Below are 10,977 nucleotides of genomic sequence, written 5' to 3'. Positions count from 1 at the left end.
CGCACTCGACGATCGTCCGGCTCATCGGACCGTCACCTCCGCTCCTCGGTAGAGCGGGGCCACCAGGAACGATCCCCACGCGGGGACCTCGGACGGCGCGAGCCTCACCCTCGGTCCCACGAGCTGCGCCACCAGCGCGTGCTCGCCCGAGGTGTTGGCGGGGTTTCCGGCCGGAGTCGCCCCGCCGCCCGCGGCCGAGTGGTTGAGCCCGGTCACGTTCGACCGTGCCGCGGGTGGGTGCACACTGCCGTCCTGCAGCGGGCCGTCCGGCGGATGCTGCGGGAACGGGTCCGGATACTCGTCCATCGCGTAGCAGCGCGGCCCGCGTTTGTCGTTGTACTCGGGCTCGTCCTGCCCGGCCTTGTACGGGCCACGGTCCACGGTGATCTCCAGGGTCGCGTGCAGCCCCGGCTTGTTCGTGCCCTTGCCGAACGACTCGTCGATCCTCGGCACGAGCTCCGCCATCTGCCCGAGGAAGCACGGGTAGGAGGGCGCGTACTTGGCCAGCAGTTCCGCCGTGGGCCTCGCGGTCTCCCCGAGGCTGATGATGTTGGCTCCGTTGGCGTCGAGGAACGCGTCCAGGTCGCTCGACGCCGCCGTCACCGTGCGGTACACCGCGTCGAGGTCGAAGCTCCGCTCGACGATCGTCCGGCTGGTGGTGCTGAGGTTGTCGAGCGTGGTCAGCAGGTCCGGGGCGACGTCGGAGAGGGTGTCGGAGAACTCGGCCAGCTCCCGCAGGTTCTCCTGCAGCTTGGGCACGTGGGGGTTCAGCGCTCCCAGGTAATCGCCCAAGTCGGACAGCGTCCTGCCGAGTTGTTCCCCCCTGCCCTCCAGCGCCGTGGAGATGGCCGTCAAGGTGCTGGACAGCTTCTCGGGCTGCACGGCCTGCAACACGGGCAGCAGGTTGTCGAGTGCCTGCTCCAACCGCACGGCGTCCTCGGTGCGGTCCTGGGCGATCACGTCGCCGTCGGACAGACTCACCGGTGAGGGCCGTTCGGGGATGACCAGGTCGACGTAGCGCTCGCCGAACAGTGTCTTCGGCAGGAACCTCGCCGACACGTTGGCCGGCACGAGCTCGGCCTGTTCCGGGTCCAGGTACAGCACCAGCTCCGCCCCCGTGGGCGTCGCCTCGATCTCGCCGACCCGGCCGATGATCAGGCCCCGCACCTTCACGTCGGAGTCCCGTGCGAGCTGGTTGCCGATGGCTCCGGCCTGCAACCGCACCGTCACGTAGTCGCTGAACGCTCGGTTGTAGACGGCCACGCTCAACGCGATGCCCCCGACGAGGATGCTCACCAGGAGCAGCCCGAGCAACCTGCGACGAATCGTCGCCACCGTTGAGCTCATCCCGCGATCCTCACCGTCGTGTCAGTGCCCCAGATGGCGAATCCGATGAAGAAGTTGACCACCGCCACCGTCACGATCGACAGCCGGACCGCCCGGCCGACCGCGATACCGACCCCGGCGGGGCCGCCGGTGGCCCGGTACCCGTAGTAGCAGTGCATCAGGATGATCAACACGCTGAAGATCAGCACCTTGATGAAGGAGTAGAGCACGTCCTCCGGGGGCAGGAACATCTCGAAGTAGTGGTCGTAGGTGCCCGCCGACTGCCCGTACAGGTACACCACCACGGTTCTCGACGCCAGGTACGAACTGAGCAGCCCGATCACGTAGAGCGGGACCACCGCCACGAACCCGGCGATGATGCGCGTCGTCACGAGGTACGGCAGGCTCGGCACGCCCATGACCTCCAGCGCGTCGACCTCCTCGGAGATCCGCATGGCGCCGAGCTGGGCGGTGAACCCGGCGCCCACCGTCGCCGACAGCGCCAGCCCCGCCACCAGCGGAGCGATCTCCCGCGTGTTGAAAAACGACGTCAAAAAACCCGTGAACGCCGAGGTGCCGATGGAGTCCAGTGCCGAGTAGCCCTGGAGTCCCACCAGGACACCCGTAAACAGCGTCAGCCCCACCATCACGCCGACCGTGCCGCCGATCACCGCCAGCGACCCCGAGCCGAAGCTGACCTCCGCGAGGAGCCGCAGCACCTCCTTGCTGTAGCGGCGGATCGCTCTGGGCGCCCACGCGAGTGCGCGCAGGTAGAACGACATCTGGTCGCCCAACATGTCCAACGTCGCCAGTGGACGGTGGGCGAGGTTCTTCACGTTCTGGAACAGGCGGGCCATCGGTTCAGTCCAGCTTCGAGGGAACGAGCTGCAGGTAGATCAGCGTGATCACCGTGTTGACCACGAACAGCAGAAGGAACGTGATGACGACGGACTGGTTCACCGCGTCGCCGACGCCCTTCGGGCCGGGCGGGGGATTCAACCCTCGGTAGGCGGCGACGACCGCGGCGATGAAGCCGAAGATCAGCGCCTTGATCTCGCCGATCCACAGGTCCGACAGCTGCGCGAGCGCCGAGAAAATCGCCAGGTACGCGCCGGGCGTGCCGTCCTGGAGCACGACGTTGAAGAAGTAGCCACCGAGCACGCCGATGACGCTCACCATGCCGTTGAGCAGCAACGCCACGAACATGCACGCGAGCACCCTCGGCACCACGAGGCGCTGCACGGCCGACACGCCGAGCACCTCCATGGCGTCGATCTCCTCGCGGATCGTGCGAGCACCGATGTCGGCGCAGATCGCCGACCCGCCGGCGCCTGCCACGAGCAACGCCACCACGAGCGGGCTGGCCTGCTGCACCGTCGCGAGCACGCTGCCCGCGCCGGTGTACGACTGCGCGCCGAGCTGCTTCGCCAACGACCCGAACTGCATCGAGATGACCGCGCCGAAGGGGATCGCCACCAGCGCCGTCGGCAGGATCGTCACGCTGGCGATGAACCACGCCTGCTGGATGAATTCCCTGAATTGGAACGGCCGTTGGAACACGCCACGCGCCACGTCGAGACCGAGCGCGAACAACTTCCCGGTCTCGCGCAGCATCCCGAGTCCGGGAATCCTGGCCGTCGAGGCCGGTGAGCTCATGAGTTTCCTTGCTGGTGCGGAGGTAGTCGTCGGGTCACGTCGTCGGTGTTGGCCGGGATCGGCCGGGTCCAGTCGGAGTCCGGGAGCTGGGCCACCTGCTCGGTCGGCAGACTGCCGCGCTGGGCGCCGACCGGGTCCGGCCGGTGAGGTCTCGGGGCGGGAATGCCGTAACGGTGCCGCTCCTCCGGCGTGAGCGAGGCGATGATGGACTCGCGCGCGGCCTGTGGCAACGTGTGCAGGATGCGCATCACGCGGTCCTTACGGCGTCTCGCGCCCTGCCGCTCCGGCAGGCCGGGAGTCGGCTGGAGCTGCGGCGGCACCCCGGTGATCTCCTCGACCCCACCCGCGTGGTGACCGGCCTCGAACATCGCGCGCTCCGCGGCGAGCGTGGCCGAGTCCTTCTCCTCGGACATCCCGATCGGCCCGTCCATACGGCCGTTGAGGAACTGCTTCACCGCGGGCTCCTCGCTGGTGAGCAGCACCTCGCGGGGACCGAACATCACCAGTTCCTTGCGGTACAGCATGCCGAGGTTGTCCGGCACCGTCCGCGCGAGGTTGATGTTGTGGGTGACGATGAGGAACGTGGCGTCGATCTGGGCGTTGACGTCGATGAACAGCTGCGAGATGTAGGTGGTGCGCACCGGGTCGAGACCCGAGTCCGGCTCGTCGACGAGGATGATCTCCGGGTCGAGCACGAGTGCCCTGGCCAGTCCCGCCCGCTTGCGCATACCGCCGGAGATCTCGCCCGGCAGCTTCCGCTCCGCGCCGGACAAACCCGTCATCTCCAGCTTTTCGAGCACGATCTTGCGAATCTCGGTCTCGGATTTCTTCGTGTGCTCACGAAGCGGGAAGGCGACGTTGTCGTAGAGGTTCATCGAGCCGAACAGCGCGCCGTCCTGGAACAGCACCCCGAACAGCTTTCGGATCTCGTAAAGCTTGCGCTCCGAACATCTGACGATGTCCACACCGTTGATCACGCACTTGCCTCTGTCCGGTTTCAACAGTCCGATGATGGACTTGAGAAACACGGACTTACCGGTACCCGACGGTCCGAGCATCACCGACACTTCGCCGGGCGGCAGCGTCAGCGTGACGTCACGCCAGATGGTGTGCTTGCCGAAGGACTTGCTCAAACCTTCGATGACCACCTCGGCACCCATCGCACCTCCCGGAGTGTTTCTCGGCGCGTCAACAACGTGCAACGAGTTGAAGGCGCGCAGGTTACTCATCAGTTTCAGCGGGAGCGGTTCACCACTGCGATCTTGTGGTTCGCAGCACACTAACTCACGATCGGGTGAAAACAAAAAGGCGGGCCGCCCGTCTTTCGACGAACGGCCCGCCTTTTCAGGCGAAAGTGCACTAACTCACTTGAGCGAGACCTTCGCGCCGGCGGCTTCCAGCTTCTCCTTGGCGGCCTCGGCGGCTTCCTTGTCGACCTTCTCCAGCAGCGGCTTCGGAGCGCTCTCGACGAGCTCCTTGGCCTCCTTCAGGCCCAGGCCGGAGACGACCTCGCGCACGACCTTGATGACCTGGATCTTCTTGTCACCAGCGGCCTCGAGGATGACGTCGAACTCGTCCTTCTCCTCCTCGGCCGGGGCGGCACCCGGAGCGGCGGCGCCCGGAGCGGCCATGACGGCGGCCGGGGCGGCGGCGGTGACGTCGAAGGTCTCCTCGAACTTCTTCACGAACTCGGACAGCTCGAGCAGCGTCAGCTCCTTGAACGCGTCGAGCAGTTCGTCGGTGCTCAGCTTCGCCATGATGGCGTTCCTTCCTGTTACGGACTCGTGGGTTGTGAGTCGGGTGGGTGGTGGTCAGCTCTCGGCGGCCTCGTCGGCCCCGCCCTCGGACTTGCGCTTGTCCTCCAGCGCCGCGGCCAGACGCGCGATCTGCGACGCCGGGGCCTGGAACAGCGCGGCGGCCTGGGACAGCTTCGCCTTCAGCGCACCCGCCGTCTTGGCGAGCAGCACCTCGCGGCTCTCCAGGTCGGCAATCCGCTCGATCTCGTTGACCGAGAGGGGCTTGCCGTCCATGTAGCCGCCCTTGATCACGAGGGCGCTGTTGTCCTTCGCGAAGTCACGGAGCGCCTTCGCGGCCTCGACCGGCTCGCCCTCGACGAACGCGATGGCCGTGGGACCGACGAACAAGTCGTCGAGACCCTCGACGCCCGCCTCGGCGGCGGCACGCTTGACGAGGGTGTTCTTCGCGACCCGGTAGTTGGCGGTGTCGCCGAGAGCGCGGCGCAGCTCGCTGAGCTGTGACACGGAGAGGCCGCTGTACTGGGTGACGACGGCGGCCGAGCTGTTGCGGAACTTGTCCGCGATCTCGGCGACGGCCGCCACCTTGTCGGGCTTCGCCATGGTCGCCTCCTCTCTTGGCTTCGGTGACCACCGGCGGGCCCAGCCCCACAAACGACAAAACGCCCCAGCGCAGCAGGCGCGGGGCGTACCTCACGAACCGGACAGCCGTCCGGGCTCGCGTCAACGATGCCTCGTCCTCCTGCGCGGGCCGCCCGTCGCCAGTACGGGACCTTCGTTTCCCACGCCCGGCGTGGGAAAGACCAGCGGTCTTCGGTAGAACCGCAGACCAGCATACGCGTCCCCCGAACCCTCCGAGCCACCGCCCCCGCAGCTCACGCCGCGTGTCCGCAGCTCATGTACGCGTGTCCGCAGTCTGCGTACGCGTGTTCGCAGCCGGTGTACGGAGGTTCGCGGAAAATCCCGCTTCCGCCGGCCACGAATCGTGCGCGAACGGGCATCATGGGTAACGTGGTGGAGCAGCGAGGAGACGCAACGCCGGACCGGCCGGACGACGAGGTCGAGATCATGCCCGACACCCCGCGTCCGGGTACGGACCTCACCCCGGTCGCTCCGGACCTCGACCCCGAACAACTACGTCAGTTCCAGCAATTTCAACAGTTCCAGCAGTTCCTGCGCTTCCAGGAGGCACAAGGACAGCTGGCACGACAGGGGCAGGGGCAGCTCAGCACCACCACCGGCACGGATCTCGTCGCACCGTCACAGCCGTCACCCGCCGAGCCTCACACTTCCAAGGTGCCCGGATGGCTCCAGTGGCTCGGCAAGAAGCTCCTCGGCTGGTTGATCTTCTTCTTGCTGCTCGCCATCTTCGCGACCTGGGCGTTCAATCAGCTCTTCGGCTCCGATGACGACAACAGCACCGAGGCCGCCGCTCGCATGGGAGGCGGCACCTACCACACCGAGGAGCTGTTGGCGAAGGAGCCGTACGAAGCGGTGCGCAAGGTCTACGACGCCATCGCGCAGGAAGACCCCAACACCAACCAGCCGTTGATCGCCGAGGCATGCGGACACTTCGACAACGAGCGCGGCATCCAGCAGCGTTTCGCGGCCAACACGGGCCACCCCGACTGTCGCGCCGCCGTACTGGCCCTGCACGCGCAGGTCACGCACGTCAACGACTACGCGGAGTCGATCTTCCCGCGCTGGTACGACCCCGACGCCACGACGATTCGCATCGACTCCTGCGACTTCGACATCCGGGGCGGTCCCGCGCTCGGGGTCTTCGAGGTCACCAAGGTCGAGATGGACCAGTGGTTGATCACCGGACACGAACCGGGGCCCGCGACCTGCCCGGCGACCGACACGACGACCGACGACAACTGACCCCGGAGACGACGGCGGGGCGGCCACCCGTGTCGGATGACCGCCCCGCGTCAGTCGTCGCGTTGAAGGCGCGTCAGGCGCTGACCTCTTCGGACAGCAGGTTGCGCGTACGAGCCGGGTCCACGGGGATGCCCGGCCCCATCGTGGTGGAGAAGGTGACCTTCTTCAGGTAGCGGCCCTTTGAGGAGGCGGGCTTGGCCCGCAGCACCTCGTCGAGCGCGGCGGCGTAGTTCTCCACCAGCTTCTCGGTGTCGAACGAGACCTTGCCGATCACCAGGTGCAGGTTGGCCTGCTTGTCGATGCGGAAGCTGATCTTACCGCCCTTGATGTCGGAGACGGCCTTGCCGACGTCCGGGGTCACGGTGCCCGTCTTGGGGTTCGGCATCAGGCCACGCGGGCCGAGGATGCGGGCCACCCGGCCCACCTTCGCCATCTGGTCCGGAGTCGCGATCGCGGCGTCGAACTCGAGCCAGCCACCCTGGATGCGCTCGATCAGGTCGTCGGAACCGACCGCGTCGGCACCGGCGGCCTCGGCCTCCGCGGCCTTCTCACCGGTCGCGAAGACGATGACGCGGACGGTCTTACCCGTTCCGTGCGGCAGGTTCACGGTGCCGCGGACCATCTGGTCGGCCTTACGGGGGTCCACGCCGAGCCGCATCGCGACCTCGACGGTGGCGTCCATCTTGACCTTGGAGGTCTCCTTGGCGAGCTTCGCGGCCTCCAGCGGCGTGTACAGCCGCTCGCGGTCGATCAGCTCGGCGGCCTGACGATAGGCCTTGCTGCGCTTGGTCATGTTCTGTCCTTTGAAAGTTCGTGGCGGATCAGTTGTGGTACGGGTCAGCGCGTGGCCCTTCCACAGGCGATGCGGCGGCGCTCAGGCGGCCGTCGACACGCCAGTGATCACTCGACCGTGATGCCCATCGAGCGAGCGGTACCGGCGATGATCTTGGCGGCCTGTTCGATGTCGTTCGCGTTGAGGTCGGCCTTCTTGGTCTCGGCGATCTCGCGGATCTGGTCCCAGGTGACCTTGCCGACCTTCGACTTGTGAGGCTCGCCGCTCCCCTTCTCGACACCGGCGGCCTTCAGCAGCAGCTTCGCCGCGGGCGGGGTCTTGAGCTTGAAGTCGAACGAGCGGTCCTCGTAGACGGAGATCTCGACCGGCACCACGTTGCCGCGCTGCGACTCGGTCGCGGCGTTGTAGGCCTTGCAGAACTCCATGATGTTGACGCCGTGCTGACCCAGCGCCGGACCGACGGGAGGCGCCGGGTTCGCGGCGCCCGCCTGGATCTGCAGCTTGATGACCGCTGCAAGCTTCTTCTTCTTGGGTGGCATTCTTCGTTCCTGTTCAGTGTCGCTCGTCCTCACGCCCCTGCCACGGCGTGAGGCTTTGCCTGCGACCGAGCGGCCTCGGTCGTCAGATCTTGGAGACCTGGGTGAACGACAGCTCGACCGGCGTCTCCCGGCCGAAGATCGACACCAGGACCTTCAGCTTCTGGGCGTCCGCGTTGACCTCGCTGATCGTGGCGGGCAGCGTGGCGAACGGGCCGTCCATGACCGTGACGGACTCGCCGACCTCGAAGTCCACCTCGACCGCACTCGTGGCGGCGGGCTGCTCGGCCGCCGCGGCCTCGCCCTTGCCGGCCTTGGCCGGCTCCTGCTTCTCGACCTTCGGAGCGAGGAACTTCACCACGTCGTCGAGGCTCAACGGCGAAGGACGGGAGGTGGCTCCGACGAAGCCGGTGACGCCGGGCGTGTTGCGCACCGCGCTCCACGACGCGTCGTTCAGCTCCATCCGGACCAGGATGTATCCGGGCAGCACCTTGCGCTGCACGATCTTGCGCTGCCCGTTCTTGATCTCGGTGACCTCTTCGGTGGGCACCTCGATCTGGAAGATGTAGTCCTCGACGTCCAGCGTCTGCCGACGGGTTTCGAGGTTGCTCTTGACCTTGTTCTCGTACCCGGCGTAGGAGTGCACGACGTACCACTCGCCGGGCAGGGAACGCAGCTCCTCGCGCAGCTTCGCGACCGGGTCCTCGGCCCCCGACTGCTCGTCGGCGGTGGTGTCGGCCTCCGAAGCTTCGTCGGTCTCCGAAGGCTGCCGCGCCTCGGCGACTTCCGGCGCCTCGGCGGTCTCGGTGGCATCCGAGCCCGTGTCGCCGGTGGCGGCGAGCGCCTGCTCCTCGGAGAGGCCAGTCAAATCCTGACCGGCTCCTGAGCCGTTCTCGGAGGTCACTTTCCGTCCTCTCAGTTGATCGCGTGTGGTGGTCGCGGGCTCCGCGTGGACGCCGCCACCCGCGAGGAAGTCAGGCCACCTAGTCGCCGAAGACGACCTCGACGCCCTTCAGGAACACGAAGTCGAGTCCGGAGACGAGGGCCACCATGAACACCAGGAAGGCCAGCACCACCGTGGTGTAGGTGACCATCTGCTTGCGCGTCGGCCAGATGACCTTGCGCAGCTCGCCCCAGACCTCGCGGATGAAGCGCCCGATGCGTGCGAACAGCGAGCCCTTCTTCGCTTCCTTGCGGTTCCGCTTCGGCGTCGGCACGCCCTTGCCTTCCGGCTTGGCGACCTTTTCCGAAGTCTTCCCCTTGGGCGCGGGCCTTCTGGCGGACTCCGTGCTCTTACCGGCCCTCGCCCCGGAGTTAGCCTTCGCTGGTGTGCCCGTCGGTTCAGCGGAGGCACGCCGTGCGCGCCGAGCCGCGGCGGTGTCCGGACGGGAAGGGCGCTTGGCCGCCCTCTCCTTGTCCTTCTCCCCGTCCTCGCTCACGAGCTACTCCTCCGCTCCACCTGACACGTCAACGCAGGGGTGACAGGACTTGAACCTGCAACCTGCGGCTTTGGAGGCCGCTGCTCTGCCAGTTGAGCTACACCCCTTCGAGCGGTGACCCACTCACAAGGACGTTCTTCACCGGCCCCGCAGGAGCTGTGGGGCCCGTTCCGTACGTTCCAAGTTCAGCAGTCTACGGCAAGCCCGAGGGCGACTCGCAACCACGCCCTTGTTACGGCGCGCCGCCGGGTCCGCGAACCGGTCGCCACCGGGGGGCCGGAAAGGCCCGAGGAGGCCTGCTGCCTGCCACAACGTCGCCCGTGAAAAAATGTCGGCATGGCCACATCCGACAGCACCACCCCCGGCTCCCGTCCCCGAGTGTCCGCCCGCATCGCGGGCATCACGCCGTCCGCGACGCTCGCCGTCGACGCGAAGGCGAAGGCGCTCAAGGCCGAGGGGCGGCCGGTGATCGGCTTCGGCGCCGGGCAGCCCGACTTCCCGACCCCGGACTACATCGTCGAGGCCGCGGCGGCGGCCGTGCGCGACCGCGGCAACCACGGCTACACGGCGGCGGCGGGCCTTCCCGAGCTGCGCGAGGCCATCGCCGCGAAGACGCTGCGCGACTCCGGCTTCTCCTGCGACGCCTCCCAGGTCCTCGTGACCAACGGCGGCAAGCAGGCCGTGTACTCGGCGTTCGCCACCCTGCTCGATCCGGGTGACGAGGTGCTGTTGCTCGCCCCCTACTGGACCACCTACCCCGAGTCGATCGCTCTGGCCGGCGGGGTTCCGGTGCAGGTCACGGCCGACGAGTCCACGGGCTACCGGGTCACGGTCGAGCAGTTGGAAGCGGCGCGCACCGAACGCACGAAGGTGTTGCTGTTCAACTCGCCGTCGAACCCGACCGGTGCCGTCTACACCCGTGAGCAGGTGGAGGCGATCGGCAAGTGGGCCGCCGAGCACGACATCTGGGTGATCACCGACGAGATCTACGAGCACCTCGTGTACGACGGCGCCAAGGCCGAGTCGCTGCCCGTGGTGGTGCCGGAGCTGGCCGACCGCACGCTGATCCTCAACGGTGTCGCGAAGACCTACTCCATGACGGGGTGGCGAGTCGGCTGGATCGTGGGCCCCCAGGACGTGATCAAGGCCGCGTCGAGCTTCCAGTCGCACCTGTGCGGCAACGTCGCCAACGTCTCCCAGCGCGCCGCGCTCGCGGCCGTGGCGGGCCCGCTCGACGTGGTGCACGAGATGCGGGCGGCCTTCGACTCGCGTCGCAAGAAGATCGTGTCGATGCTGTCGGAGATCCCGAACGTCGAGTGCCCGACGCCGGAGGGCGCGTTCTACGCCTACCCGTCGGTGAAGGCGGTGCTCGGCAAGGAGATCCGGGGGCAGCGTCCCTCCGACACGGTGGAGCTGGCCGATCTGATCCTGCGCGAGGTGGAGGTGGCCGTCGTGCCCGGCGAGGCGTTCGGCACGCCCGGTTACTTCCGCTTCTCCTACGCGCTCGCCGAGAAGGACCTCGTCGAGGGCGTCACCCGAGTGGCGGAACTCCTCTCCGAGGCGAAGTAACCTTCGAGCTTTTCGAGCGA

At 67.5% G+C, this 10,977-nt stretch carries 12 protein-coding genes and 1 tRNA gene; 2 read left to right on the top strand and 11 right to left on the bottom strand.

The features are described from left to right. Window positions 1–21: 21 nt before the first annotated feature. The 6 genes from SACGLDRAFT_RS01985 to rplJ all read right to left on the bottom strand — a co-directional run bounded on the left by SACGLDRAFT_RS01985 (window position 22) and on the right by rplJ (window position 5,339). Window positions 22–1,347 carry an MCE family protein gene (locus SACGLDRAFT_RS01985; protein ID WP_005461326.1) on the bottom strand — a complete coding sequence of 442 codons (1,326 nt, stop codon included), beginning with the start codon at window positions 1,345–1,347 and terminating at the stop codon, window positions 22–24. Further along, the gene (locus SACGLDRAFT_RS01980; protein WP_005461325.1) at window positions 1,344–2,183 is read right to left on the bottom strand and encodes an MlaE family ABC transporter permease; all 840 of its coding nucleotides are present in this window, start codon (window positions 2,181–2,183) and stop codon (window positions 1,344–1,346) included. Before SACGLDRAFT_RS01980 ends, SACGLDRAFT_RS01985 begins: the two co-directional genes overlap by 4 nt. Before the next feature lie 4 nt (window positions 2,184–2,187). Beyond that, on the bottom strand, window positions 2,188–2,982 hold the full coding sequence (locus SACGLDRAFT_RS01975; RefSeq protein WP_005461324.1) for an MlaE family ABC transporter permease: 795 nt from the start codon (window positions 2,980–2,982) through the stop codon (window positions 2,188–2,190). Then, a complete protein-coding gene (locus tag SACGLDRAFT_RS01970; RefSeq protein WP_005461323.1) occupies window positions 2,979–4,142 on the bottom strand; it encodes an ABC transporter ATP-binding protein in 1,164 nt (387 codons plus the stop codon). Before SACGLDRAFT_RS01970 ends, SACGLDRAFT_RS01975 begins: the two co-directional genes overlap by 4 nt. A 204-nt stretch (window positions 4,143–4,346) precedes the next feature. Next, window positions 4,347–4,739 carry a 50S ribosomal protein L7/L12 gene (rplL, locus tag SACGLDRAFT_RS01965; protein ID WP_005461322.1) on the bottom strand — a complete coding sequence of 131 codons (393 nt, stop codon included), beginning with the start codon at window positions 4,737–4,739 and terminating at the stop codon, window positions 4,347–4,349. Between the two features lie 54 nt (window positions 4,740–4,793). Then, on the bottom strand, window positions 4,794–5,339 hold the full coding sequence (rplJ, locus tag SACGLDRAFT_RS01960; protein WP_005461320.1) for a 50S ribosomal protein L10: 546 nt from the start codon (window positions 5,337–5,339) through the stop codon (window positions 4,794–4,796). A gap of 399 nt (window positions 5,340–5,738) precedes the next feature. Between rplJ and SACGLDRAFT_RS01955 the strand changes: the two genes are divergently transcribed. Next, window positions 5,739–6,620: a hypothetical protein gene (locus tag SACGLDRAFT_RS01955; RefSeq protein ID WP_005461318.1), complete on the top strand. Its 882-nt coding sequence runs from the start codon at window positions 5,739–5,741 to the stop codon at window positions 6,618–6,620. Window positions 6,621–6,693: 73 nt separating this feature from the next. Here SACGLDRAFT_RS01955 and rplA read toward each other — a convergent pair whose 3' ends face one another. The 5 genes from rplA to SACGLDRAFT_RS01930 form a co-directional block, all read right to left on the bottom strand. Continuing rightward, window positions 6,694–7,413, bottom strand: coding sequence for a 50S ribosomal protein L1 (rplA, locus tag SACGLDRAFT_RS01950; protein WP_005461316.1), 720 nt, complete (start codon window positions 7,411–7,413; stop codon window positions 6,694–6,696). Between the two features lie 107 nt (window positions 7,414–7,520). Further along, the gene (gene rplK / locus SACGLDRAFT_RS01945) at window positions 7,521–7,952 is read right to left on the bottom strand and encodes a 50S ribosomal protein L11 (protein WP_005461315.1); all 432 of its coding nucleotides are present in this window, start codon (window positions 7,950–7,952) and stop codon (window positions 7,521–7,523) included. An 82-nt stretch (window positions 7,953–8,034) separates the two neighbouring features. Beyond that, the gene (gene nusG, locus SACGLDRAFT_RS01940) at window positions 8,035–8,853 is read right to left on the bottom strand and encodes a transcription termination/antitermination protein NusG (protein ID WP_005461314.1); all 819 of its coding nucleotides are present in this window, start codon (window positions 8,851–8,853) and stop codon (window positions 8,035–8,037) included. A gap of 79 nt (window positions 8,854–8,932) precedes the next feature. Then, complete coding sequence (gene secE, locus SACGLDRAFT_RS01935) at window positions 8,933–9,388, bottom strand: preprotein translocase subunit SecE (protein WP_005461313.1); 456 nt, start codon at window positions 9,386–9,388, stop codon at window positions 8,933–8,935. A gap of 34 nt (window positions 9,389–9,422) precedes the next feature. Then, window positions 9,423–9,495 (bottom strand) — tRNA-Trp (locus SACGLDRAFT_RS01930). 229 nt (window positions 9,496–9,724) lie between these two features. Here SACGLDRAFT_RS01930 and SACGLDRAFT_RS01925 point away from each other — a divergent pair. After that, window positions 9,725–10,957 (top strand): pyridoxal phosphate-dependent aminotransferase, encoded by a 1,233-nt coding sequence (locus SACGLDRAFT_RS01925; RefSeq protein ID WP_005461312.1) that lies wholly within the window; start codon window positions 9,725–9,727, stop codon window positions 10,955–10,957. Window positions 10,958–10,977: the final 20 nt, after the last annotated feature.

It is taken from the genome of Saccharomonospora glauca K62 (assembly GCF_000243395.2).
Lineage (GTDB): Bacteria > Actinomycetota > Actinomycetes > Mycobacteriales > Pseudonocardiaceae > Saccharomonospora > Saccharomonospora glauca.
The sequence above is the reverse complement of the archived record's forward strand: the minus strand, read 5'-3'. Positions and strand labels throughout refer to the sequence as shown.

What these genes read in the sequence shown, in the direction of transcription:
- SACGLDRAFT_RS01985 (WP_005461326.1), bottom strand. Translation starts at nt 1,347, where the DNA reads ATGAGCTCAACGGTGGCGACGATTCGTCGCAGGTTGCTCGGGCTGCTC.
- SACGLDRAFT_RS01980 (WP_005461325.1), bottom strand. Translation starts at nt 2,183, where the DNA reads ATGGCCCGCCTGTTCCAGAACGTGAAGAACCTCGCCCACCGTCCACTG.
- SACGLDRAFT_RS01975 (WP_005461324.1), bottom strand. Translation starts at nt 2,982, where the DNA reads ATGAGCTCACCGGCCTCGACGGCCAGGATTCCCGGACTCGGGATGCTG.
- SACGLDRAFT_RS01970 (WP_005461323.1), bottom strand. Translation starts at nt 4,142, where the DNA reads ATGGGTGCCGAGGTGGTCATCGAAGGTTTGAGCAAGTCCTTCGGCAAG.
- rplL (WP_005461322.1), bottom strand. Translation starts at nt 4,739, where the DNA reads ATGGCGAAGCTGAGCACCGACGAACTGCTCGACGCGTTCAAGGAGCTG.
- rplJ (WP_005461320.1), bottom strand. Translation starts at nt 5,339, where the DNA reads ATGGCGAAGCCCGACAAGGTGGCGGCCGTCGCCGAGATCGCGGACAAG.
- SACGLDRAFT_RS01955 (WP_005461318.1), top strand. Translation starts at nt 5,739, where the DNA reads ATGGGTAACGTGGTGGAGCAGCGAGGAGACGCAACGCCGGACCGGCCG.
- rplA (WP_005461316.1), bottom strand. Translation starts at nt 7,413, where the DNA reads ATGACCAAGCGCAGCAAGGCCTATCGTCAGGCCGCCGAGCTGATCGAC.
- rplK (WP_005461315.1), bottom strand. Translation starts at nt 7,952, where the DNA reads ATGCCACCCAAGAAGAAGAAGCTTGCAGCGGTCATCAAGCTGCAGATC.
- SACGLDRAFT_RS01925 (WP_005461312.1), top strand. Translation starts at nt 9,725, where the DNA reads ATGGCCACATCCGACAGCACCACCCCCGGCTCCCGTCCCCGAGTGTCC.